This is a genomic window from Pseudoalteromonas qingdaonensis, from assembly GCF_038739665.1.
GTDB lineage: Bacteria > Pseudomonadota > Gammaproteobacteria > Enterobacterales > Alteromonadaceae > Pseudoalteromonas > Pseudoalteromonas qingdaonensis.
Genome location: NZ_JBCGCU010000013.1, coordinates 21,763 through 44,605 on the forward strand (window position 1 = coordinate 21,763; position 22,843 = coordinate 44,605).

General features: G+C 49.4%; 19 protein-coding genes and 3 tRNA genes. 10 read left to right on the forward strand and 12 right to left on the reverse strand.

Translation table 11 applies throughout. The annotated features are described in order from the left end of the window. Positions 1–6 precede the first annotated feature (6 nt). Positions 7–660, reverse strand: a complete 654-nt coding sequence (yrfG, locus tag WCN91_RS11665) for a GMP/IMP nucleotidase (RefSeq protein WP_342679242.1) — start codon at positions 658–660, stop codon at positions 7–9. 61 nt (positions 661–721) lie between these two features. Here yrfG and nudE point away from each other — a divergent pair, with 61 nt between their 5' ends. The 9 genes from nudE (at position 722) to WCN91_RS11710 (ending at position 10,057) form a co-directional block, all read left to right on the forward strand. Then, positions 722–1,273 (forward strand): ADP compounds hydrolase NudE, encoded by a 552-nt coding sequence (gene nudE / locus WCN91_RS11670; protein ID WP_342679244.1) that lies wholly within the window; start codon positions 722–724, stop codon positions 1,271–1,273. A gap of 24 nt (positions 1,274–1,297) precedes the next feature. Beyond that, positions 1,298–2,101, forward strand: a complete 804-nt coding sequence (gene cysQ, locus WCN91_RS11675; RefSeq protein ID WP_342679246.1) for a 3'(2'),5'-bisphosphate nucleotidase CysQ — start codon at positions 1,298–1,300, stop codon at positions 2,099–2,101. Between the two features lie 265 nt (positions 2,102–2,366). Next, positions 2,367–2,443 (forward strand) — tRNA-Met (locus WCN91_RS11680). A 163-nt stretch (positions 2,444–2,606) separates the two neighbouring features. Further along, positions 2,607–2,683 (forward strand) — tRNA-Met (locus WCN91_RS11685). Positions 2,684–2,932: 249 nt separating this feature from the next. Then, positions 2,933–3,009, forward strand: a tRNA-Met gene (locus WCN91_RS11690). Positions 3,010–3,527: 518 nt separating this feature from the next. Next, entirely contained in the window at positions 3,528–5,615 is a 2,088-nt protein-coding gene (gene fusA / locus WCN91_RS11695) for an elongation factor G (protein ID WP_342679361.1), read from the forward strand. A 254-nt stretch (positions 5,616–5,869) separates the two neighbouring features. Further along, the gene (locus WCN91_RS11700) at positions 5,870–7,459 is read left to right on the forward strand and encodes an alkaline phosphatase (RefSeq protein ID WP_342679248.1); all 1,590 of its coding nucleotides are present in this window, start codon (positions 5,870–5,872) and stop codon (positions 7,457–7,459) included. Positions 7,460–7,471: 12 nt separating this feature from the next. Further along, positions 7,472–9,259 (forward strand): alkaline phosphatase, encoded by a 1,788-nt coding sequence (locus tag WCN91_RS11705; protein WP_342679250.1) that lies wholly within the window; start codon positions 7,472–7,474, stop codon positions 9,257–9,259. Between the two features lie 60 nt (positions 9,260–9,319). Next, positions 9,320–10,057, forward strand: coding sequence for a hypothetical protein (locus WCN91_RS11710; RefSeq protein ID WP_342679252.1), 738 nt, complete (start codon positions 9,320–9,322; stop codon positions 10,055–10,057). 200 nt (positions 10,058–10,257) lie between these two features. Here WCN91_RS11710 and WCN91_RS11715 read toward each other — a convergent pair whose 3' ends face one another. Both WCN91_RS11715 and WCN91_RS11720 read right to left on the reverse strand, forming a co-directional pair. Beyond that, entirely contained in the window at positions 10,258–10,755 is a 498-nt protein-coding gene (locus WCN91_RS11715; protein WP_342679254.1) for a GNAT family N-acetyltransferase, read from the reverse strand. Continuing rightward, positions 10,752–11,024, reverse strand: coding sequence for a type II toxin-antitoxin system TacA family antitoxin (locus WCN91_RS11720; protein WP_275863087.1), 273 nt, complete (start codon positions 11,022–11,024; stop codon positions 10,752–10,754). The genes WCN91_RS11715 and WCN91_RS11720 overlap by 4 nt, the downstream gene beginning before the upstream one ends. Positions 11,025–12,391: 1,367 nt before the next feature. On the opposite strand from WCN91_RS11720, the gene WCN91_RS11725 reads away from it, so the two are divergent. Then, a complete protein-coding gene (locus tag WCN91_RS11725) occupies positions 12,392–13,147 on the forward strand; it encodes an abortive infection family protein (protein WP_342679258.1) in 756 nt (251 codons plus the stop codon). 213 nt (positions 13,148–13,360) lie between these two features. Here WCN91_RS11725 and WCN91_RS11730 read toward each other — a convergent pair whose 3' ends face one another. From WCN91_RS11730 to WCN91_RS11770, 9 genes are all read right to left on the reverse strand, one after another. After that, complete coding sequence (locus WCN91_RS11730; RefSeq protein WP_342679260.1) at positions 13,361–15,997, reverse strand: ExeM/NucH family extracellular endonuclease; 2,637 nt, start codon at positions 15,995–15,997, stop codon at positions 13,361–13,363. Positions 15,998–16,490: 493 nt separating this feature from the next. Next, positions 16,491–17,501 (reverse strand): porphobilinogen synthase, encoded by a 1,011-nt coding sequence (gene hemB, locus WCN91_RS11735; protein ID WP_342679262.1) that lies wholly within the window; start codon positions 17,499–17,501, stop codon positions 16,491–16,493. A 307-nt stretch (positions 17,502–17,808) separates the two neighbouring features. Next, positions 17,809–18,579, reverse strand: a complete 771-nt coding sequence (locus WCN91_RS11740) for a TatD family hydrolase (RefSeq protein WP_342679264.1) — start codon at positions 18,577–18,579, stop codon at positions 17,809–17,811. Between the two features lie 2 nt (positions 18,580–18,581). Continuing rightward, the gene (locus WCN91_RS11745; protein ID WP_342679266.1) at positions 18,582–19,130 is read right to left on the reverse strand and encodes a hypothetical protein; all 549 of its coding nucleotides are present in this window, start codon (positions 19,128–19,130) and stop codon (positions 18,582–18,584) included. Beyond that, positions 19,127–19,879, reverse strand: a complete 753-nt coding sequence (gene tatC, locus WCN91_RS11750; protein ID WP_342679268.1) for a twin-arginine translocase subunit TatC — start codon at positions 19,877–19,879, stop codon at positions 19,127–19,129. Before tatC ends, WCN91_RS11745 begins: the two co-directional genes overlap by 4 nt. Next, entirely contained in the window at positions 19,872–20,267 is a 396-nt protein-coding gene (gene tatB, locus WCN91_RS11755; RefSeq protein WP_342679270.1) for a Sec-independent protein translocase protein TatB, read from the reverse strand. Before tatB ends, tatC begins: the two co-directional genes overlap by 8 nt. Before the next feature lie 6 nt (positions 20,268–20,273). After that, the gene (tatA, locus tag WCN91_RS11760) at positions 20,274–20,519 is read right to left on the reverse strand and encodes a Sec-independent protein translocase subunit TatA (protein ID WP_105200358.1); all 246 of its coding nucleotides are present in this window, start codon (positions 20,517–20,519) and stop codon (positions 20,274–20,276) included. An 88-nt stretch (positions 20,520–20,607) separates the two neighbouring features. After that, positions 20,608–22,206, reverse strand: coding sequence for a ubiquinone biosynthesis regulatory protein kinase UbiB (gene ubiB / locus WCN91_RS11765; RefSeq protein ID WP_342679273.1), 1,599 nt, complete (start codon positions 22,204–22,206; stop codon positions 20,608–20,610). 2 nt (positions 22,207–22,208) lie between these two features. Beyond that, positions 22,209–22,841 (reverse strand): ubiquinone biosynthesis accessory factor UbiJ, encoded by a 633-nt coding sequence (locus tag WCN91_RS11770; protein ID WP_342679275.1) that lies wholly within the window; start codon positions 22,839–22,841, stop codon positions 22,209–22,211. Positions 22,842–22,843 lie beyond the last annotated feature (2 nt).

Sequence of the window (22,843 nt, forward strand, 5' to 3'; positions counted from 1 at the left end):
GTAACCCTAAATAGGTAAAATATCCCGATAGTCGGTGATATTTTCATACCCGGCTAGCTGGCGACTTGGTTGCTTGCTATCCGGGTTGGCCACCGCCAGCAGATGGCCAATACCAAAGCGTTTGGCCGATGCCAGCACAGCCGCACTGTCGTCCACAAACAAGGTGCGTTCCTTATCGAATTTCAAATCCTCTTGCACCTGTTGCCATAAACTCTGCTCTTCCTTGCTGACACCATAGTCATGAGTGGAAATAAGCAGATCCAGATACTGATCCAGCTCGGTTATCTCCACCTTCAGGCTTAAACTGTCGCGGTGGGCATTGGTGAGCAGAATCAATTCCTTACCCGCTGCTTTTAAGGCCTTGAGAAACACAATAGCATCATCGCGAATGGAGATAAGGTGTTGTATCTCGCGTTTAAGCTCCATGATTGGTAACTGTAATTCCTGCTGCCAGTAATCCAGACAGTACCATTGCAGTTGTCCATGCACCTCTTCATAGCGCTGGGCTATGACATCGCGGGCTTCGGCAAGACTGATTTGGTGACGCTTGGCATAGGCTTGGGGGATCAACTCCAGCCAAAAATGATTGTCAAAATGCAGATCCAGTAAAGTGCCATCCATATCCAGTAGCACGGTGTCGATATTGGCCCAATTTGGCATAGGCTTTTCCTATTAAAACAATTATGATGAGCATTAAGGTGATAATAACAAAGTCGTGGCCATGACACAGAAAAAGCATCCAACTCCTCCACAAATTTTAGGCACTCAAGTGGTTGCTCAAAGCCGCTTATTCACCGTCGAGACCTTAGATTTATGTTTTTCCAACGGTGAGCAGCGCCAGTATGAACGTATTCGTGGCGGCGGCAGAGGGGCTGTGCTTATAGTGCCAGTGACCGAAAATGATGAGCTGATCCTGGTGCGTGAGTATTGTGCCGGCACCAATGATTATCAGCTGGGCTTTCCAAAAGGCTTGATCGATCCCGGCGAAAGCCCTGAGCAGGCGGCGGTGCGTGAGCTTAAAGAAGAAGTAGGCTTTGGCGCCCATAACTTGGAGGCTCTCAAGAAGGTGTCATTGGCGCCAAGTTATTTTAATGCCCATATGCACATTATTGCCGCCACTGAGCTTTATCCCGAACGTTTATCCGGTGATGAGCCCGAACCCTTAGAAGTGGTGTATTGGCCAAAAGCACAATGGCAGCAACTCTTGGCGGAGCCGGATTTTACCGAGGCGCGAAGCGTTGCCGCTTTGCTATTATTAGTAAAGGCTTGCTAGTAAGTTTTAGGAGAGGGGGTAAAGTTGCAACAATTCTTAGAGCCATGCATTGAATTGGCTGAACAGGCTGGCTTAGCAATTATGGCGATTTATCGTCAGCCGGATATTGGCAGGCAAGTAAAAGCCGATGATACGCCGGTCACTAAGGCCGACCTTGCGGCGAATGCGGTATTGGTCGCCGGTCTGCAAGAATTAGCAAGCGATATCCCCATTATGTCCGAAGAAACGCCTATTCCCCCTTTGGCGGACAGAAAACACTGGTCCCGTTATTGGTTGTTGGACCCCATGGATGGCACCGGCGAGTTTATTCTTCAAAGCGGTGACTTTGCCGTCAATATTGCCTTAGTAGAGAATAATCGCCCGGTTTTAGGGGTGATCCACTGGCCGGCGAAAAACATCACCTATTATGCCACCTACCAACATGGCGCTTTTAAAAAGACTGCTAAAGGCATAGAGCGTATTAGTGTGGCGCAACCAGGTGGCCTTACGCTTGCGGTCAGTCGCAGGCAAAAACTCGAAGCGGTAAGCCAATACCTCAATACCACATTTGATACCGTACCCTTAGGCTCTTGCTCGTTAAAGGCCTGCATTGTTGCCGAAGGTAAAGCCGACTGCTTTATGCGTATCGGCCCTACAGGCGAGTGGGATACCGGCGCCTCACAGGTAATAGTCGAAGAGGCGGGAGGCAGTATTACCGATGCCGAATTCAATCCTCTGACCTATAATCAAAGGGAGTCGACCGAAAATCCCGACTTTATAGTTATGGGTCACCCCGATTGGGAATGGCAAAAGATGATCAGCCCACATCAACGCTCGCACCACGACTGAATTGGTGGAAAAAGCAGCATCCAGTCACGTTCTTGGTATTTAAACTTGCATTTTCACTCTTTTGCTATATTATGACGCTCTCGCTGGCTAGGGGGTACTCCTCAATACCGGTGATAGAAGCTAAATTAAGTCATTTATTGGCAGGTTAGGTTTCGAAATTACAGGCGCGGGATGGAGCAGAATGATAAATCATTCGCCGGACTGCTAAGCCTAAAAGCCGAAGGTCGTCGGTTACCGACGATAATGAAGCTTTAAAGTCTACTGGCGCGGGATGGAGCAGCCTGGTAGCTCGTCGGGCTCATAACCCGAAGGTCGTCGGTTCAAATCCGGCTCCCGCAACCACTTCTTGATTGGATACGCCACTTCTTTCGAAAGCAGAAGTAAAACAACTTTCAAGTCTACTGGCGCGGATGGAGCAGAATGATAAATCATTCGCCGGACTGCTAAACCAGAAAAAGCCGAAGGTCGTCGGTTCCCGACGAAACTCAGCTAAGACAATTACAGGCGCGGGATGGAGCAGCCTGGTAGCTCGTCGGGCTCATAACCCGAAGGTCGTCGGTTCAAATCCGGCTCCCGCAACCACTTCTTTTGTTTGGTAGAAGTAAAACAACCTTCAGTCTACTGGCGCGGGATGGAGCAGAATGATAAATCATTCGCCGGACTGCTAAACCAGAAAAAGCCGAAGGTCGTCGGTTCCCGACGATAAATGAAGCTTTAAAGTCTACTGGCGCGGGATGGAGCAGGATGATAAATCATCCGTCGGACTCGCTAAACCAGAAAAAGCCGAAGGTCGTCGGTTCCCGACGATAATGAAGCTTTAAAGTCTACAGGCGCGGGATGGAGCAGCCTGGTAGCTCGTCGGGCTCATAACCCGAAGGTCGTCGGTTCAAATCCGGCTCCCGCAACCAACTTCTTAGTGTTTCCTCACTTAAAGTTTTCAAATTTAGTATAATTCGACCTCCGGTCGTCGGTTCGCCTTCAATATTCACAGCTCCCGCAACCAATTCCTTGGTAGATTCCCTTATTATTCTCTCTTGAATTTACAATTATCGATCTCCGGTCGTCGGTTCGCTTTCAACGTTCACAGCTCCCGCAAACGCTTTCCTTGTAAACTTTCTTTGAGTTCACTCTAGAACATTCAGGAACGCCACCACTGCGTATCGCCTTTATACCTTGTTCTCGCTAATATCAGCTTGATATTTCCCTGCTTTATTGTTTTTTTCGTTCCAAAAATATTAGCTTTTCACAGTTTTTAATTCATTTTTTAACATGGTGCGGCAGCGGGCGACATTTTCAGCATCCGCGAGGACCTGCTCGCTTAGTTTTTCTAAATTTGATTGCATTTTAAGCGGTTTCTATGATGATGTTCGCCACGAGAGGTGATATACTCCCGCCGAATAATTTTTCGACCAATCAGAGTATAGAAATGGCAGATTTATCCAAATACAGAAACATTGGTATTTTCGCGCACGTTGATGCGGGTAAAACGACCTCTACAGAACGTATTCTTAAGCTTACCGGTAAGATCCACAAAATGGGCGACAGCCACGATGGTTCTACCACAACTGACTTCATGGAACAGGAAGCTGAGCGTGGTATTACAATCCAGTCAGCTGCGACTACCTGTTTCTGGAAAGACCACCGTTTCAACATCATCGATACTCCTGGACACGTAGACTTCACTATCGAAGTATACCGTTCACTTAAAGTACTAGACGGTGGTATCGGTGTATTCTGTGGTTCTGGTGGTGTTGAGCCGCAATCAGAAACTAACTGGCGTTATGCTAACGAATCTGGCGTTGCTCGTCTTATCTTCGTTAACAAACTAGACCGTATGGGTGCTGACTTCTACCGTGTTGTTGACCAAGTAGAAAACGTACTAGCTGCAACTCCTCTAGTTATGACTCTACCTATCGGTATCGAAGATGACTTCTGTGGTGTTGTTGACGTTCTTGAAAAGAAAGCGTACATCTGGGACGAAACTGGTCTTCCAGAAAACTACGAAATCACAGACGTTCCTGCAGACATGGTAGAGAAAGTAGAAGAATACCATGAGATGCTAATCGAAACTGCTGTTGAGCAAGACGATGACCTAATGGAAGCCTACATGGAAGGTGAAATGCCTTCTCTAGAGCAGATCAAAGCTTGTATCCGTAAAGGTACTCGTGATCTAGCCTTCTTCCCAACTTTCTGTGGTTCTGCTTACCGTAACAAAGGTATGCAGCCTATCCTTGACGCTGTTGTTGACTACCTACCGTCTCCAACTGAAGTTGATCCACAGCCACTAACTGATCCTGATACAGGTGAAGCGACTGGTGAAGTAGCAACAGTTTCTGTTGACGAACCATTCCGCGCACTTGCGTTTAAGATCATGGACGACCGTTTCGGCGCCCTAACCTTTATCCGTATTTACTCAGGTAAGCTTAACAAGGGTGACACCATCCTTAACTCTGCTACTGGTAAAACTGAGCGTATCGGCCGTATGGTTGAGATGCACGCGGATGAGCGTACAGAGCTTTCTTCTGCACAAGCTGGTGACATCATCGCTGTTGTAGGTATGAAGAACGTGCAAACTGGTCACACTCTTTGTGATCCTAAGCATGAATGTACACTAGAGCCAATGATCTTCCCTGATCCAGTAATCTCAATCGCTGTTGCTCCTAAGGACAAAGGCGGTAACGAGAAGATGGGTGTTGCTATCGGTAAAATGGTTGCAGAAGATCCTTCTTTCCAAGTTGAAACTGACGAAGATTCAGGTGAAACCATCCTTAAAGGTATGGGTGAGCTTCACCTAGACATCAAGGTAGACATCCTTAAGCGTACTTACGGTGTAGACCTAATCGTTGGTCAGCCTCAGGTTGCTTACCGTGAAACTATCACGCAAGAAGTTGAAGATAGCTACACGCACAAGAAACAGTCTGGTGGTTCTGGTCAGTTCGGTAAGATCGACTACCGTATCAAGCCTGGTGAGCCTAACTCTGGCTTCACTTTCACTTCTACAGTTGTTGGTGGTAACGTTCCTAAGGAATTCTGGCCAGCAGTTGAGAAAGGCTTCGCATCAATGATGCACGAAGGTGTTCTTGCAGGCTTCCCAGTGCTAGACGTTGAAGTTGAGCTATTCGACGGTGGCTTCCACGCAGTTGACTCATCAGCAATCGCGTTCGAAATCGCTGCTAAAGGCGCATTCCGTCAGTCTATCCCTAAAGCGGGCCCTCAGCTTCTTGAGCCAATCATGAAAGTTGACGTGTTCACTCCGGAAGACAACGTGGGTGACGTAATCGGTGACCTTAACCGTCGTCGTGGTATGATCAAAGACCAAGAAGCAGGCGCTATGGGCGTTCGCATCAAGGGTGAAGTACCACTTTCAGAGATGTTCGGTTACATCGGCCACCTACGTACTATTACTTCAGGTCGTGGTCAGTTCTCTATGGAGTTCTCACACTACTCAGCATGTCCAAACAACGTTGCTGAAGAAGTAATTGCCGCTGAAAAAGCGAAAAAAGCTGCTAAGTAATTAGCCGCCTTTTTACAGAAAAACCCAAGTCCTAGACTTGGGTTTTTTTATGCCTAAAATCTCGCCAGCTGGCGTCCTTACTGACTTCTCTTTGTCATATTTTCGTCATCTTAGGGTCAACAAACAGTTATTTTTTAGCAACATTCCTTCTCTAGAGTATGGGCTGCAGCAAGGAAGCTCCTTGCTTTGAAGCATCAGCGCAACAGAGGCGTATCTCTATCCTGCGCTATTTAACCAATACTCGGGAACCAATCATGAAAGTGACAAAGTTAGCCCTTGCTACATCAGTGGCTCTGGCCCTATCAAGCCAGGCATTTGCATCTGTTTTGCCAGAAGCGCAAGCCAACAGCCAATGGTATCAAGCCGACCAAGACAAGCTGAACACTAAGCTACAGCAGGCTACTGCAGAGAAAAAAACCAAAGCTAAAAACGTGATCCTTTTTGTCGGTGACGGCATGGGCATTTCGACCCTGACCGCAGCACGTATTCTACAGGGCCAAGATAATAATAAGCTCGGCGAAGAAGGTTACCTTAGCTTCGAGCAATTCCCGTATTCGGCGCAAGTAAAAACCTATAATGTCGATGCCCAGACTCCAGATTCGGCGGGTACCATGACAGCCATGGTTTCCGGTGTAAAAACCGATGCCGGTGTGATCGGTGTTGACGAAGATGTAGAGCGTGGCAACTGTGCAACGGTTGCTGGCAATGAGCTGGTAACAGCGCTGGAACTGGCTGAAATCCGTGGTTTAAGCACGGGTGTTGTTTCAACTGCACGTATTACCCACGCAACACCAGCGGCAACCTATGCCAAGTCGGCTGACCGTAACTGGGAAGACGTATCAGACATGCCAGAAGAAGCGATTGCCGCAGGCTGTCAGGATATTGCCACCCAGCTGGTAAACTTTGAAAAGAATTTAGAAGCTCGCTACCTGGGTACAGATGTTGATGGTATCGAAGTCGTGATGGGCGGTGGTCGTCGCCACTTCTTGCCTAAAGACGAAGCTTTTAACAGTGGCGATGCCCTGAGCACAGTTGAAGGTGACCGTACCGATGGTCTTGATTTAACGGCGCAATGGCTAGAGCAATACGAAAACGGTGTATATGTTTGGGATCGCGCCGGTTTTGAAGCCCTGAGCGATAATGCCGAGCGTGTGTTTGCGCTGTTCAATGAATCGCATATGCAGTATGAGCAAGACCGCGAAAACGATATTGCTGGTGAGCCTTCGCTTTCTGAGATGACGGCCAAAGCCATCGATATCCTTGATAATAACGACAAGGGTTTCTTCCTAACCGTGGAATCGGGTCGTATCGACCACGCTCACCACGCAGGTAATGCTTACAACGCGCTATATGACACCATTGAACTGGCCAAAGCGGTACAGCATGCGGTTGAAAATACCAACCCAGAAGAAACCCTTATACTGGTTACTGCCGACCACAGCCACGTATTTACCATTGCCGGTTATCCGAAGCGTGGTAACCCTATCCTGGGTCAGGTTGTGGCCGTAGGCAGCGAGAAGCCAACTCTAGCCGCCGATGGTAAGCCTTACACCACCTTGGGTTACACCAATGGTCTGGGTTTCCGTGACTTGGGCGTTGAAACCGATGCCGACGCCAGCTACAACGATGCGCCTATGGCGGGCCGTCAAGATATCACGGGTCTGGACACATCGACTCCTGGCTTCCACCAGGAAGCAACTATTCCATTAAGCTCAGAAACTCATGCCGGTGAAGATATTTCTCTGCATGCCACGGGCCCAGGCGCACACTTGGCGCAGGGTGTTGTTGAACAAAGCGTGGTTTTCCACATTATCGACTCGGCGCTTGAGTTAACCAAGCAATAAGGAATTAATAAAATGAAAAAGTTAAGTTTTCTTTCTCTAGCAGTGCTGGCTGCATTAGCTGGTTGCTCGGATGATGATGCGCCACAAACCCTAAGCCTGGACAGCGCTATCCCGGTTGGTGACAGCCAGTGTATCAATGGCGGTGTTTTGACTCAGGTTGGTGCCGACGATAATGGTAACGGCCAGCTGGAGCAAGGCGAAGTAGATGGTAGTAAAACCGTTTGTAATGACGTTAAAACCTCACTGGATGCGTCTGAGCTGGCAAGTTTAACCAGCAACCCTTGGTTTGCCGATGCACAGCAAAAGGTGGGTCAGGCTCAGGAGCGCAGCGAAGCATTAGCAACGACTACGGCCAAGGCTAAAAACGTGATCCTGTTTGTTGGTGATGGCATGGGCGTTTCTACCGTGACTGCGGCTCGTATTCTTGCCGGTCAGCTAGAAAACAAGGCCGGTGAAGAACACCAGCTTAGCTTTGAAGCCATGCCTTACTCTGGTTTCTCAAAAACCTATAACGTTGATGCACAAACACCAGACTCAGCGGGCACCATGACGGCTATGGCTTCGGGCGTAAAAACCGATGCTGGCGTGATCGGTGTGGCCGAAGCGGTAGAGCGCGGCAGCTGCGCTTCTGTTTATGGTAACGAGCTGGTAACGGCATTAGAGCTGGCGGAAATTGCTGGTAAGTCTACCGGTGTTATCTCAACGGCACGTATCACCCACGCAACGCCTGCGGCAACCTATGCTAAGTCGGCAGACCGTAACTGGGAAGACGTATCAGACATGCCAGCCGCTGCCGTGGCCGAGGGCTGTCAGGATATCGCCATGCAGCTGGTTAACTTCGAGGAAAACCTGGAAAAACGTTTCGCAGTAGATGTGGACGGTATCGAGGTAGTTATGGGGGGCGGTCGTCGTCACTTCCTGCCTAAAGACCCTGCATTTAACAGTGCCGATGCGCTAAGCAGCACAGAGGGCGACCGTACCGATGGTATCGACCTTACCGCTAAATGGCAGCAAGCCTATCCAAACGGCACTTATGTGATGGACCAGGCTGGCTTCGATAAGATTGACCCGGCGAACACAGAGCGCGTATTCGGCTTATTCAACGAATCACATATGCAATACGAGCAAGACCGTGCCAATGACGTAGCCGGTGAGCCGTCGCTGGCCGAGATGACCACTAAGGCCATCGACGTACTTGATAATAACAATGAAGGCTTCTTCCTGACTGTTGAAGCGGGTCGTATCGACCATGCTCACCATGCCGGTAATGCTTATAACGCCTTGTATGATACCGTGGCCTTTGCCGATGCGGTACAAGCGGCTATCGACAATACCAACAGCGAAGAAACCCTGATTATCGTTACCGCTGACCACAGCCACGTATTTACCATTGCCGGTTATCCTAAGCGTGGTAACCCAATTCTAGGTAAAGTTGTCGGTGTAGGCAGCGATAAGCCAACTCTGGCCGCCGATAATATGCCTTACACTACCTTGGGTTACACCAATGGTAACGGCTTTAAAGACCTAGGTGCAGAAACCGATGCCGACGCCAGCTATAACGGCGCGATCGTTACCGGTCGTGTTGACCTTAGCGGTATCGACACTACAACTCCAGGTTTCCACCAGGAAGCCCTGGTACCTATGAGCTCAGAAACGCACGCCGGTGAGGACGTGGGTGTTTATGCTCAAGGCCCGGGCGCGCACTTGGTAACAGGTACCAATGAGCAAAGTTACATCTTCCACGTGATGAACTATGCCGCTGACCTGGTAAGCAAAGCAGAAGCTAAGCTAGCTAAGTAATAAGGTATGGGCCGAGCCATGGGTCAAGCCCGTGGCTTAGCCTTGCTTAAAGGAATAAAAATGAAGTATTTTCCCCTCGCGGCACTGTGTTGTGCCCTAACGGGTGTTGCCAACGCAGCCCCAGCCGAGCAATGTAATGCCAATGCCGACGTGCTTAAAGCCAGCTATCAGCAGCAACAGGGCAAGCAGGATGGCAAAGACTTTAACCTGTGGCGTTTGCATCAGGAAGTTGCCCATCAGGCGATGGCTCAGGGCCTTGTTGAAAAATGGCAACGTTTAAGCTCAGGTCAGCTACGTCCAATACGCTATTTTGAGCAATACCAAAGAGGTATAGAGTACCAGCCAGGCGAGCTTAAAAGTCAGGGTCAAAAAATTGAGTGGGCCCAAAAATATCAGTTAGTAAGCAACGCCTTACTGGAGCAACCGCTGCGCTCTAAGGGGCAGAGCTGCGAACGTGAAGAATTCTATGAGCATGGCAATGAGCAGCAAAAGCTGGCCATTACCTGGCTCCCCGAGCTTAAGCTGGTAAAAAGCATGACCCTAAGCCAGCGGGACGACCAAGGTCAGTGGCAGCAAGTAAACAGCTTAAAGCTACAGGGTTATGAGCTTAACCCACAAGCGGTTGAGCGCCAGTTCGCCCTTTGGGATAGTTACCAGAGCACCGACTATGCGGATGTTGGCGACAACGAGCAAGACCCTTTCTTGGCGAAAATGATTAACCAGGGCTTTATCGAGCATGGTGCCTCGGGTTTTTATAGCAGTGATGGTCAGGCGCTAAAAGGTGGTCATCACCATTAGTTTTTGTCGGGCCGCCGACAAAGGCGGTCTTGCACTGCTGTGGGCGAGGCTTTAGCCTTGCAAGGTGGTCAATACCAGACTTATCTGCAAGTTGCCCGTATTGTTATTCTGTCTAACCAGCAGCCGGAGCTTTCATGTTGAAGTGCCATGCAGTACTTTGGTATTGCGTGCTTCACCACTTCAGTGGGCGCTGGTAAAAGCTAGCCTAAGCTTGCTCTCACATCTGCAATGGTGATGAAGAGTTTGTTTTCAGCGTCTTGAAATGCTTGAAAACCATAGCGCTCATAGAAATGTTTTGCACCGTCTTTGGCATCAACGATAACAACTGGAAACGCAACGCTATCACTAGCAGCCAATAGCTTTCGGAGCGCATCGATAAGCAGCCACTCACCAAAGCCTTTACCTTTGTATCGGTCATCTACAGCAAGACGAGCGATGAGACCGCCAGAGGTCGATGATTGGTGTTTTTTTTGTAACTTATCGGGTAATGCCTTTAAGTCAATGGGTATCATTGTTAGCGTGTAAAAGCCGATGATATGTGAGTTGTCGCCATCATCTTCCAAGACGAACGTTCGGGTGTTGTCTTTCTTTGCTTGCTGACTCGCCATTATTTTTAAGTAATTATTGAGGGCTTCGATGCCACAGTTGAATCGGTTTCTATCGTGTTTAGCTTTATCTAGAAGTACCGTATTCATCATTGAGTTTTACTCTCGTACCGATCAGAGGCAGCTTTTAGTTTTGAGTTCTGTGTTGCAGGCCGGTCTAAAGCTTCCATTAGCAACATGGCATCAGCTTGGCTCAGTTTTAAAGCCTGTTCACGTTCAATGACTTGTTTAGCCTTTTCAATTGCAGCACTTAAAACAAATGAGTTAATACTAGACATGCCAGCTATCGCGGCAGCCTTAGTAAGTAAATCTTGTGTATCGACATCAACTCTAGCCGTGATGCGAGGTAAAGTAGTAGCCATATTGTTATCTCCTATTGTGCCAAAATGTCACATTGGAATTATGGGCTTAAAGTGTGAAATAAGCAATCATTGTGTCACTTTGGCACGCAAGCTAACAAAGCGTTTAAGATTTCAGGTGGGCAACCGCCCCTTGGAACTCCAAGGCGCCCGTGATTCGCTAATGCTTCAGAGCTCAGGTTTCAACCTGACAATTTTTGTCGGCCGCCGACAGCGGCGGCACTTATAGGTCGGCCTTTGCCGCCATGGATGGCGGTAGTAGAGCAATGCAGGAGCACATTGCCGAAAGGCCGACAAAAGGCAACAATGCAGCTTCAGGGATGAATTGCTTGCAGTTTCTCCACTACGTCCTTCAAATTAAGATCTTGTCGCGTTGGGCGACGAGAGACCGAAGCACTGCTTCGCAGCTCGAGGAGGTGGAGGCATGGAAGCCGACAGGAGAGACGTTTCATGGATGAATTTCTTGCACAGAAGTTAGTTCTTGTCGCGTTGGCGACGACAACCCTGTAGGTCGGCCTTTTAGGCCGACAAAGGGCAACAATGCAGCTTCAGGGGTGAATTGCTTGCAGTTTCTCCACTACATCCTTCAAATTAAGATCTTGTCGCGTTGGCGACGACAACCAAAGGGCGGTTTACGCCAACCGCCCCTTGGAACCCCAAGGCGCCCGTGATTCGCTAATGCTTCCGAACTCAGGTTTTTGCTAAACGCTCTGCTTAGGCTGCGACACGATTTAACGGCCCATCCCTGTACCGGTAAATCTAGCTCGGCATCCATGCCTCGCTGTCATAGCCACGCGCCGCAGCAAAAGCCGAGATCGAAAGCGCGAATCAAAACGGGAGAGGGTGATACCTGTAGGTCAGGTTTCAACCTGACAATTTTTATCGGGCCGCTAACGTGACAAGATGTATAACGTATATATGTTGTAATTGCTTACGGTGAGACTTCCGAATTGGAACGCACCTGATTGTTTGCGTACACGCAAATCCGCAAAACATCTTTTGCCAAAGCGACATATAGGCAGACATACGACTGAGTTAGCAGCGCAAACGAGCTGCCTAAATTCAATGAGTTACCCTAATTAACAGAATTGGGATGAGATAGGCTGTGCGATTTAAAAAAAGTTGCTTATAAGCCCTGGAAGCGCTGTAATAGACACATAAAAAACATGACTGAGCGATGCTGGGAAGCGTAAAAGAAGGCACAGGATTGAGCAAACCAAGTCATTGCCCCTCATGCTTCAAAAAGCAAATTCCCATAGCATAAACTACACCAAGCTAGGTGCAGGTAGCACCTCAGTTCAACAAGGGATTATGTGACACGAACAACGTGTCCCATAAATACTAAAATGTTATGTTTTTAAGGAAGTTTTGTGCAAGGATTAGAACACCTAAATTCTCTTTATGATCGAATTGAATATTTTCAGAATGTATTAATTGCTCAAGCTACCGGTGGTAACGCTGATGATGGTCACTATCAATTAATCAGGAAGGAAGCGCTTGATAACCCAACAATTTCAAACCTTCTACCTCGTTGGGTTAGAGTAAATAGAAACTTATCTCAGTTTTGGCAATACATTAAGCATGAACATGATAACTACGCAGATCGCAGAAAGCATATTTGGAATGCTTTTAACCCAATATTGGAGCTACTTGAAAGTGGCGAGACTCATCCTGCTCAGAAATCAATATCAGAAGTCCTAGAGAAATTTGATTCCGAAAGTATTCATTATGCTTGGGGCAAAGCTTTAGAGAGAAAAAGTACAGATCCAGAGGGTGCAATAACTATCTCTAGAACTATTTTAGAAAGTGTCTGTAAACACATACTCGATGATAGAGGAGTTAGCTACAACGCCACTTCTATTGAGTTGTCTGAACTTTATAAGCTTACAGCTAAAGAATTAAACTTAGCTCCTGACCAACATGGTGAGCAAGTTTTCAAGCAAATACTTGGTGGTTGTAGCGGTATAGTTAATGGACTTGGATCATTAAGAAATAAGTTGGGTGATGCACACGGTCAAGGTAAGAAGCCAGTTAAACCACAAGCAAGACATGCCGAATTGTCAGTAAACTTAGCTGGCACAATGGCTTTGTTTTTGGTTTCAACTTATGAAGCACAAAAAACATAACAAGTGCATCAACGCATGGACTAATAAAGCTTGGCTTGGTTCGTGCGTCACCAATTTAAGTCAAGCTTTATTAGCCAGTTATGCAGGCGTTAATTCAAAGCCAACAGCTATTATACTTAAAGCAAGCACTATGGCGCGAATTGTCATTAAGCATCCCAACAAAAAGGGCAGATATGATATCTGCCCTTTTTAGTACTAATTAGACTAAAACACTTAGTACTTAGTAGCGCGGTAACGCAGGGTTACTTCACCGTAAGGCTGGCTGCCTTGAACACGTACCTTCCACTTGCCTGCTTTCGGGTTAGTGAACTGGCAAAGCTCCTCTGGGCCGCTGTTGCGTGAGGCGCAATCGGCATGTTTCTTCGTGCCGCGGCGCTGCTTGCTGACATAGAGATCCGCTTCACCCCAGCCGCCTACCAGTTCGATATCCAGGTAATCGAAATCGGCAGGTAACTCTATGGTGAAGTTTTTCGGTTGGAACGAGCCGCTGATGGCGGTGAATTCGCCGCTGAACTCTTCGCTTGGCTTTGGCTCTGCCTTAATAGCGACAATTACTGGGTCGTGATCCGAAGCGCGATATGCATGCTCAGCGTACCAGCTGGCTTGTTGCTCTTGTGTTTTAAATTCCAGGTTGTAATCCAGTACGCGCGGTTCATCGGCATTGATATGCCAATCCGTTGCCGCGACTACCTTGGCCATCAGGCTGGGTGAGGCTAGGGCGTGATCCAGACTACCCATGCGGCCTTGGAAGTTATAGGAGTAGCTCAGGTTATCACCGTCCAGAGTCGGTAGCACGTTAGCAAAACCGGCGTCGGCAAAGGCTTGCATCGGCTCTTCCATGGCGTAGGCATTGATATCACCTACCAGTATGATGTCCTCGTCTTCAACACCGGTCGGGTGATTGGCAAGCCAGCTGGCAAATTCATTGGCGCCGGCCACTCGGGTGGCGTTAAAGCAGGCCTGGCCGTCATTTTGATCTGCATCCAGACCTTGAGCGCTGCCACAGCCGCCTTTTGACTTAAGATGCGCAACAGCCACGGTCAGCACCTCATCGGTGGCAATATCTTTAAAAGTTTGCGCTATGGCGGCGCGGTTGCCGTAGGCAAAAGCACCCTGGTTGTTAATGGCGGCAAGGCCATTTTCCTCTACCTTGTCCTTGCGATAAATCAGCGCCGTGGTGATGGCATCGCTACCTACTTGCTCTACACCAAAATCGACAAAGGCATATTCGCCCTCGCTGCTGGCCGCATTCAGGGCGTTAACCAAAGAGCTCAGGGCACTGAAGTCACCAAAGCCATCGTTTTCGATTTCCATCAGGCCGATAATGTCCGCGTTCATGGCGGTGATGGCGCTGACTAGTTTCTGCTCTTGGCGAACAAATTCTTCCAGGTTGTCGGCGCCGCGAGCGGTGGGGAAGCCACCTTGCTGGCCGTCACCATTGAAGTAATTTAAAACGTTAAAGCTAGCTACCCTGATATCACCCTGCTGCGTTAGCTCAGGCGCGTCCGTACGTGGGTTGGCGGCAACAAACTGAGGTGCCGTGCTTGGGTGCAGACGGTAACGATCAAAGCTATATCCCAGTACCCCGGTCAGGCCGCTGACCGTGTCGCCCAGGCGCAGCGTGTTATAGGCATCAAGACCCGGCGCCGGGTAGGCGATGTGAGCTGGGTTTTGACGGGTTGAGCCATCATCAAGCAGCAGCTGCTTTAACAGGTTATCGGCTTCTATCGCATTGGCGGCAGCGCCGGGCAGTGCAACCTGAGTACCTTGATACAAGCGCTCGCTGGCCAGGCCTACTTCGCCGTAGCGCGCCAGGTTGTAGTTATCGACCACATACAGAGGCTGGGCAAGGCTTACCAACATGCCCTCAAAAGCTTCCAGGTCGTTTACATCCGCTACCGGCAGAGTCAATGGGGTTGCGCTCACCGCAGCGGTGCCACAATCGACCAAGGCGGTTACATCTTTAAGCTGGGTAGCGCCATAGTATTCGGCTACCGTGGCGATTAAGCGCACTCGCTCACCCACATTCACATCATTATTACTGTGATATACGAAGATACCTTCCGAGGTGCTTGGGTCGTTATCGCTTTGCAGTGAAGATAAGAAGAAACCGCTTAGCTCATTGCTGTTTTGGAAGTCGGCACTGACTACGGCCTCTACCACCACCTGCTCGCCAACCATGGGGCTGGCCGCGCCATTACCCTGAATGCTATGGATGGCCGTGGCGGTATCGGCACAGGTCAGGCTGAAGTCCGGATCTGGTTCAGGCTCGGGATCAACCGGCGGGTTAGTGCCCAGGTACTGGCCGAGATCGCTAAAGTCATCATTACCGGCACCGCTAAAATAAGCGCTGGGATCATAAGCTGAGGTGATATCCGTGCGTGCCGGTGTGCCGTCGATGCGGCGCAGGGTATTGTTTTGCGTTGTACTTGTGCCTGCCCCCCAGCTTGAGCCTGGGTCTACACCCACCTGACCCATGCTGTCGATAACCTCGCCTTGCTTGCTCAGCACTATGGCATCATCACCGTTAAACCAGCCGCTGCCATTGGTTAAAGAAGCGGTTGCAAGTATCTCTGCCGCCGCCAAACTGTGAACAGCAACATACACGCCTTGTGGCGCTAAGGTGCCTGTCAGCGTTAGGGTTAATCCCGCGCTGCTGTTGCCGTTAAAATAAAAGGCTAACTGGTACTGGCTTAAATCGATTTCGCTGTCGGTCGGGTTGTAAAGCTCTATGGCCTTGTTATTGCTGCTGCCTTCAACGTATTCAGAGATAAAAATATCCGCTTGTGCCGAGAGCGACACAAAGGCGCTGACTACTGCCAAAGCGATTGGCGTAAAGGTGTTTTTCATGAAGTAAATCCCGTGTTTCTAATTAGATTACCCTTAAAGGGGTACATAGCTTACGGGGGAGAGGTTACAGCTAGGTGTCAATAATTTAACCTAATTGTGATGATTGTAGGGTCTGTTGACCTTTGTTGTTTTTTCTGCAGCAGTTTGTAGTGTATTTATACAAGGCGGCACATGTGTGGTGTAGTTATTCTACATAAACATGTAACAACACAGTAGAAATGCGCTACAAGCGCTGCCCTGCGGGTTCATCTAAACGCATCCTGCTCTGTGTTACTCGCTATGAGCATAGGCGAGCAAGACCGAAGCAATGCTTCGCAGCTTAGCGAGGTGAGCGCATGGATGCGCGATGTAACCAAGCTTCATGGATGAATTTGACCACATAAATTAGTGATTATATTCATCAGAATGCGTTTAGATTGAACATAAAGTAAACCGCAAAGATAAACAGATCCTAATAAAAGGACGATAACTTAAGTTATCGTCCTTTATGCAATTATTTCTCGTTAAGCCAAAGGGCGGCTTGTTTGGCGAAGTAGGTAAGAATGCCGTCGGCACCGGCACGTTTAAAGGCCAGCAGGGATTCCATTATGGTTTCACGCTCGTTTAACCAGCCGTTGTTAATGGCGGCCATATGCATGGCGTATTCGCCGCTTACCTGATAGGCAAAGGTGGGTACCGAAAATTCGTCTTTTACGCGACGAACAATATCCAGATATGGCATGCCTGGCTTCACCATCACCATGTCGGCGCCTTCTTGCAGGTCTAAGGCCACTTCACGCAAGGCTTCGTCCGAGTTGGCCGGGTTCATCTGATAGGTTTTCTTATCCGCACCCTTAAGATTACCCGCCGAGCCCACCGCATCGCGGAATGGACCATAGTAGCTGGACGCATACTTGGCCGAGTAGGCCATGATTTGCGTATGGATATAACCATGCTCTTCCAGGGCTTCGCGAATGGCGGCGATACGTCCATCCATCATATCCGATGGGGCGATTACATCGGCTCCGGCTTCGGCGTGAGACAGCGCCTGCTTTACCAGGATTTGTGTGGTTACGTCGTTGATCACATAGCCGTTGTCATCAATGATGCCGTCCTGACCATGCACCGTGAATGGGTCTAGCGCCACATCCGTGATAACACCAAGCTCAGGCACTGTTTCTTTAAGGGCGCGCACTGTGCGTTGAGCCAAACCTTCCGGGTTGTAGGCTTCTTCTGCATGCAGTGTTTTTTTATCGCCAGGCGTCACCGGGAACAAAGCAATGGCAGGCACACCAAGGGCTGCCAATTCTCTGGCTTCTTCAATCAGAAGATCGATAGACAGGCGCTCAACACCTGGCATTGATTCTACCGCTTCGCGACGGTTTTTTCCTTCCAACACAAAAACGGGGTAGATCAGATCATTGACGCTCAGCTCATGCTCTTGGGTCAAACGGCGTGAAAAGTCGTTTTTGCGCAAACGGCGCATACGGGTGTAAGGAAATAAATCGAGTCCTGATTGAGGCATGGTGCTCTCCTGTACATTGAGTGTAAGCCGGCAAGGCGATGCCGCGCAGTCTAGTTGGCATTTTACCAGCTAATCCAAGGGGATGCTCTGGCTATAATACCAATTCACTTAAATAGCTAATCATTCTAGCGGGCTAAATATCATGCTAACAGTGTTGGGATTTTTCTATGTAGAATAACTACATAAGAAAAATTCCGTCTTGTTATCATATCATTTATCCAGCGCTATATCTGATCACATACTTAACAGAATTGGTATAAGATAATTTGTTGATGTCGCGCATATTTATCGCCGACAAGATTTTCCCTTAGCACTCAAGGGCGAACAGGGTGTTGAAATTGGCGACGCTGAGGGCGCTGATTTGCTCTTTTGATACCCGATAATGTTCACTTAGGTGCGCAACTACATAGGGCAGATGAGCCGGTTCGCAGCGCCGTGATTTAGGCTTGGGGCGAATGGTGCGTGGCAATAAATAGGGGGCGTCGGTTTCCACAAGCAGCTTATCCATGGGAATAACATTAAGCGCATCGTTAAGCTCGCCGCTGCGGCGCTCGTCGCATACCCAGCCGGTAATACCCAGATACAGGCCCAGATCTAAATAATTTTGTGCCTGCAGGCGGTTGCCGGTAAAGCAGTGCAATACCCCGCGGGGTTGATACTCACGCAGCATAGCCAACATATCCTCATGGGCATCACGCTCATGTAAATACACCGGCATATTGAGCTCGTTAGCAAGTACTAACTGACTGGAAAATATTTTTCTTTGCTGGGGGCGAGGTGAAAAGTCACGGTTATAGTCAAGGCCGCATTCGCCTATGGCAATCACTTCTTTGGTCTGGGCCATTGCGGTGAGGTTGGCGACGAAATCGTCCGTGGCATCCTTGGCATTATGGGGGTGAATGCCGGCGCAGCTATAAAGGTTAAATTGCTGCGCCAGAGTCAATGCTTCTTGGCTGTCTGCTTCATCACAGCCGATCACCATCATGGATTGAACGCCGGCCTCGCGAGCGCGGGCAACCACGGCGTCAAAGTCATGGCGAAATTGACTGCTGCTAAGGTTAACGCCGGCGTCGATCATAATTAGTCGGTGCGTTTTACGCGGATGCTTTTATTGGTGCCTTGTTTTTTCATCAAGAAAGAATTGAACATGGCGCGACTGATCACTACGGTATCGTTTTTACTGACACGGAATGATTCAGTGCCAACCTGGCGCCAGCGCTGGCCGTTGTCCAGGGTGATGATAAGCTCGCCGTATGGCGCTTCTTTAACGCTGCTGACCTTGGCCACAAGTTCATCGCCATTTTCTTCATTGCGCTGTTTGTGCTCTATGCCAAAGTCGCTCTTGTCTTTTTTGCCCTTGTTGGCGGCGTTTGCATTGCCTGCTGCCGCGGCAGCAGCCGCTGCGCCTTTGCCTTGAGACTTGCCCGCTTTGTTAGCTGGTGCTTCGGCGGGCATGCTGTCGATTGGCTTGCCGGCCATGATGTTGTCGTAACATAAAAGACGACGGAAATCGTTTTCGATAAAGCTACATGCTTTTAAGGCCTGAATATTTACACCATCATCGGCTTGAGCCGTGGTGCTTAGGGTGGCTAGTAATGCTAGCGAGGCGGGCACGAGGTATTTTTTCATTGCTTTTCTTCCTGTGATTCTTCCGATGATGGTTTCGCGCTATAAAATGCAGCCAAAATAAGGCCAAGCTCAAATAATAACAGCATGGGCAAGGCAAGCAAGGTTTGTGAGAGCACATCCGGTGGCGTTAGGAACATCGCCAGTACAAAGGCACCGACCACTATGTAAGGGCGCTTTTCTTTAAGGCTGCTGGTCGAGGTGACGCCGCTCCAGCATAACAACATGATGGCGACGGGGATTTCAAAGGCGATACCAAAGGCCAAAAACAGCTTGAGTACAAAGCCCAAATAACTGCTGATATCCGGCGTCAGGGTCATGACCTCAGGGCCAATGCCGGTGAAAAAGCTGAGGATAATCGGCAGCACAACAAAATAACAAAAGGCGATGCCGCCGTAAAACAGCACTATGCTCGAGAGTAGTATGGGGATCAGCATACGCTTTTCATGGGCGTATAAGCCGGGCGCTATAAAGGACCAGATTTGGTGCAAAATAAAGGGAATGGCGGCAAAAAGCGCGACAAACAAGGTCAATTTAAAGGGTGTAAACAGAGGAGCCGTCACATCCGTGGCGATCATCTGGCTGTTTTCCGGCAGATTTTCTATCAGGGGATTGGCGACGAAGGAGTAAATATCGTTGGCGAAATAGGCCAGACCGATAAAGATCACCAATACCGCAATCACAGAGCGCAACAAGGTGTTACGCAGTTCAAGTAAGTGCGAAATAAAGCCGGATTGCGCGGGTTCAGTCATGATTTTTCTTTGTGCTTTGCGGGTCGTTGCTGGTGTCTGTGGTAGGCTCGGACGTTATGTTCGGTTGCTCTTTGCTTTGTGGGCTTGTTGCCGCGCTATCCGTTTTCTCATAGCTGCGGGTAACGGACTGTGCAGCGCGCTGTAATTGCGCCACCGATTCTTGCAGTTCCGGGGAAATATCGCTCATATTTTGCTGCTCGGCTTTTTTGAGGTTCTGATGTAGCTCATGCACGCGCAGCTCTTCGCTGACTTCGGCGGAAATATGATTAGCCATGGTCTTGATTTTGCGTATCCAGGTGCTGACGGTCCGTATGGCCACAGGTAAACGCTCGGGGCCCAATACGATCAGGCCAACTATGGCCACAACCAGCAATTCCCACATGCCCATCGGCGCTTATACCTTGTCTTTATCTTGCGCAGCGGTTTTATCGGCGGCCGGGTTGGTCGCGTTATCCTGCTCGCTGATCTTTTCTTGAGTGGTCGTTTCGGTTTTATCTTCGTCTTTAACGGCCTTCTTAAAACCTTTCACCGCGCTGCCTAGATCGCTGCCGATGTTACGTAGTTTTTTGGTGCCAAATAGCAATACGATAATCGCTAAAACTATAAGTAGCTGTACCCAGCCGACGTTACCAATGCCCATATTATGTACTCCAATATGCGGATAATTGCTCGACGAGTATACCTTGTACTGCGTCGAGCTAATAGTATAAATCTTTACGGGGGAGACCCTAGCTCTTTCGCCAGCCCAGCAAGCAAAGGCCTGCTCCCAAGGTGGCGCTAATTGCGGCCCCAGTGTACCAGTGGTTGATGACCAAAATACTACTGACTATCAAGGCACTGCAACCAATTAGGGTAAGCAGCACGGGTTTGTGGTTATTGGCCTGAGGTGGTGGCTGCAGATGCTGGCGCTTGAGGGCGTGATAGAGTAAATCCGGGATCTCGGGCATCTTTTCCGCCCAAAACGGCAAATTAGCATACATTTGCTTGGCCACGGCCCAAGGGCCCACTTGTTGTTTGACCCAATCTTCCAAGAAAGGTTTCGCCGTTTTCCACAGGTCCAACTGCGGGTAGAGCTGACGTCCCAGGCCCTCAACATAGAGCAAGGTTTTTTGCAGTAACACCAGTTGTGGCTGCACTTCCATATTAAAGCGTCGCGCCGTGTTGAACAGGTTAACCAGCACATGGCCGAAGGAGATCTCCGCCAGTGGCTTATTAAATATGGGCTCGCACACGGTGCGAATGGCAAATTCGAACTCTTCTATGCTGGTATCGGCGGGCACCCAGCCTGAGTCTACGTGCAGCTCTGCCACCTTGCGGTAGTCACGGTTGAAAAAGGCGATAAAGTTCTCTGCCAAGTAGCGTTTATCGTCTTTATTCAAGGTGCCGACTATGCCGCAGTCTATGCCTATATATTGCGGGTTATGCGGGTTGCCGTAAGAGACAAAAATATTACCCGGATGCATATCGGCATGGAAGAAGCTGTCGCGAAATACCTGGGTAAAGAAGACCTCAACGCCGCGCTCGGCCAGCAACTTCATATTAGTACCTTGCTTCAGCAGGGCATCGGTGTCGGATACGGGAATGCCGTAAATACGCTCCATCACCAGCACATTGCTGCGGCTGTAGTCGCTGTACACATAAGGAATGTAGAGGGATTCAGAGCCTTCGAAATTGCGTCTTAACTGAATGGCATTGGCGCCTTCGCGCATTAAATCCAGCTCATCGAGCAGGGTTTTCTTATATTCTTTAACCACTTCAACCGGGCGTAAACGACGGCCTTCGCGCAGTAATTTAGCCACCACCTTGGCGCATTGCTGCATCAGGGTCAGATCCGCATCAATCTGCTTTTTGATATCGGGGCGAATGACCTTAACCACGACTTCCTGATGCTCGCCGCTGTCGTTGGCCAGCTTGGCGGTATGTACCTGAGCGATGGAGGCAGAGGCTAATGGATTGGTGTCGAATTCGCTGAAAACGGCGCTGATATCGTCGATTTCTAATGCTTGTTCTATGATTTTCTGTGCCTGATCGCCACAAAAGGGCGGCACCTGATCTTGTAACAAAGCCAGTTCGTTGGCGATTTCCGCGGGCAATAGATCGCGGCGGGTCGATAGCATTTGTCCGAACTTGATCCACACCGGCCCTAAGGTTTGAAAGGCCAGGCGTAAACGCATGCCGGCGGGCTTGTCGCGGTGGCGATTGCGCAGCCAAAAGGCGCTGCTTCTGGCCAGTTTGGCGAACCAGGGGAGTTTATGGCGCGGCAGCAGCTCATCGATGCCGTACTGCAATAAGGTTTTGGTGATGAAATACAGTCGCGCTGCGGCCACAATTAACCTCTTGTTTGCTGCATTGGCACCTGGGCCAATAGTTTATCTAGGCGCTGTTCCAGCTGTTGTACATCGCTCTTTAATTGGCGATTCTGACGCGTGAATTGGGTCAGTTCCAGCGGGTGAATGCTTACTTTAAGCTCGTCTTGCAACAGCGTCAGCAGTATATGATCCAGCTTGCCTTGCGCTTCTAACGCCCGGGCTTTGCCTTGGCTGACAGCTTGCCATAATAACTGGGCTGGGGCATCGCCGATATATTGCGACCAATGTTCCGGCCAGTCGATATCGAGCTCGCTAAAGGCCTGACTAAAGGCCTGGGCAAGATGAATATCGCCGTCGATATCGAGTTTATGCTGGCGGATAAGCTGAGTCAGGCGCGATGGCTCTTTAAGCTTCATCAGGGTGTCGGTATCGGCACTGATAAAGCAGTCGCTGTGCTCAGGCTGTGCATCGTGCACTTGCAGCATCAAGCCTTCGCTGGCGTAGACGACGCTGATAAATTGCTGCCAGTCGCGCACATGCACCACCAGGCTTTGCCCCTGTACCTTGGCAAGACGAGTCTGTACCTGAGGGTCGAGAGAGATTAGCCTGTTGGCGAGTGTTTCTATGGCGGCGATAGCAAAATGCCCGAGCATGG

Bases quoted from the DNA above. Each gene is read 5' to 3' on its own strand.
- yrfG (WP_342679242.1), bottom strand. From the start codon at position 660: ATGCCAAATTGGGCCAATATCGACACCGTGCTACTGGATATGGATGGC.
- nudE (WP_342679244.1), top strand. From the start codon at position 722: ATGACACAGAAAAAGCATCCAACTCCTCCACAAATTTTAGGCACTCAA.
- fusA (WP_342679361.1), top strand. From the start codon at position 3,528: ATGGCAGATTTATCCAAATACAGAAACATTGGTATTTTCGCGCACGTT.
- WCN91_RS11700 (WP_342679248.1), top strand. From the start codon at position 5,870: ATGAAAGTGACAAAGTTAGCCCTTGCTACATCAGTGGCTCTGGCCCTA.
- WCN91_RS11705 (WP_342679250.1), top strand. From the start codon at position 7,472: ATGAAAAAGTTAAGTTTTCTTTCTCTAGCAGTGCTGGCTGCATTAGCT.
- WCN91_RS11710 (WP_342679252.1), top strand. From the start codon at position 9,320: ATGAAGTATTTTCCCCTCGCGGCACTGTGTTGTGCCCTAACGGGTGTT.
- WCN91_RS11715 (WP_342679254.1), bottom strand. From the start codon at position 10,755: ATGATGAATACGGTACTTCTAGATAAAGCTAAACACGATAGAAACCGA.
- WCN91_RS11720 (WP_275863087.1), bottom strand. From the start codon at position 11,024: ATGGCTACTACTTTACCTCGCATCACGGCTAGAGTTGATGTCGATACA.
- WCN91_RS11730 (WP_342679260.1), bottom strand. From the start codon at position 15,997: ATGAAAAACACCTTTACGCCAATCGCTTTGGCAGTAGTCAGCGCCTTT.
- hemB (WP_342679262.1), bottom strand. From the start codon at position 17,501: ATGCCTCAATCAGGACTCGATTTATTTCCTTACACCCGTATGCGCCGT.
- WCN91_RS11740 (WP_342679264.1), bottom strand. From the start codon at position 18,579: ATGATCGACGCCGGCGTTAACCTTAGCAGCAGTCAATTTCGCCATGAC.
- WCN91_RS11745 (WP_342679266.1), bottom strand. From the start codon at position 19,130: ATGAAAAAATACCTCGTGCCCGCCTCGCTAGCATTACTAGCCACCCTA.
- tatC (WP_342679268.1), bottom strand. From the start codon at position 19,879: ATGACTGAACCCGCGCAATCCGGCTTTATTTCGCACTTACTTGAACTG.
- tatB (WP_342679270.1), bottom strand. From the start codon at position 20,267: ATGGGCATGTGGGAATTGCTGGTTGTGGCCATAGTTGGCCTGATCGTA.
- tatA (WP_105200358.1), bottom strand. From the start codon at position 20,519: ATGGGCATTGGTAACGTCGGCTGGGTACAGCTACTTATAGTTTTAGCG.
- WCN91_RS11770 (WP_342679275.1), bottom strand. From the start codon at position 22,841: ATGCTCGGGCATTTTGCTATCGCCGCCATAGAAACACTCGCCAACAGG.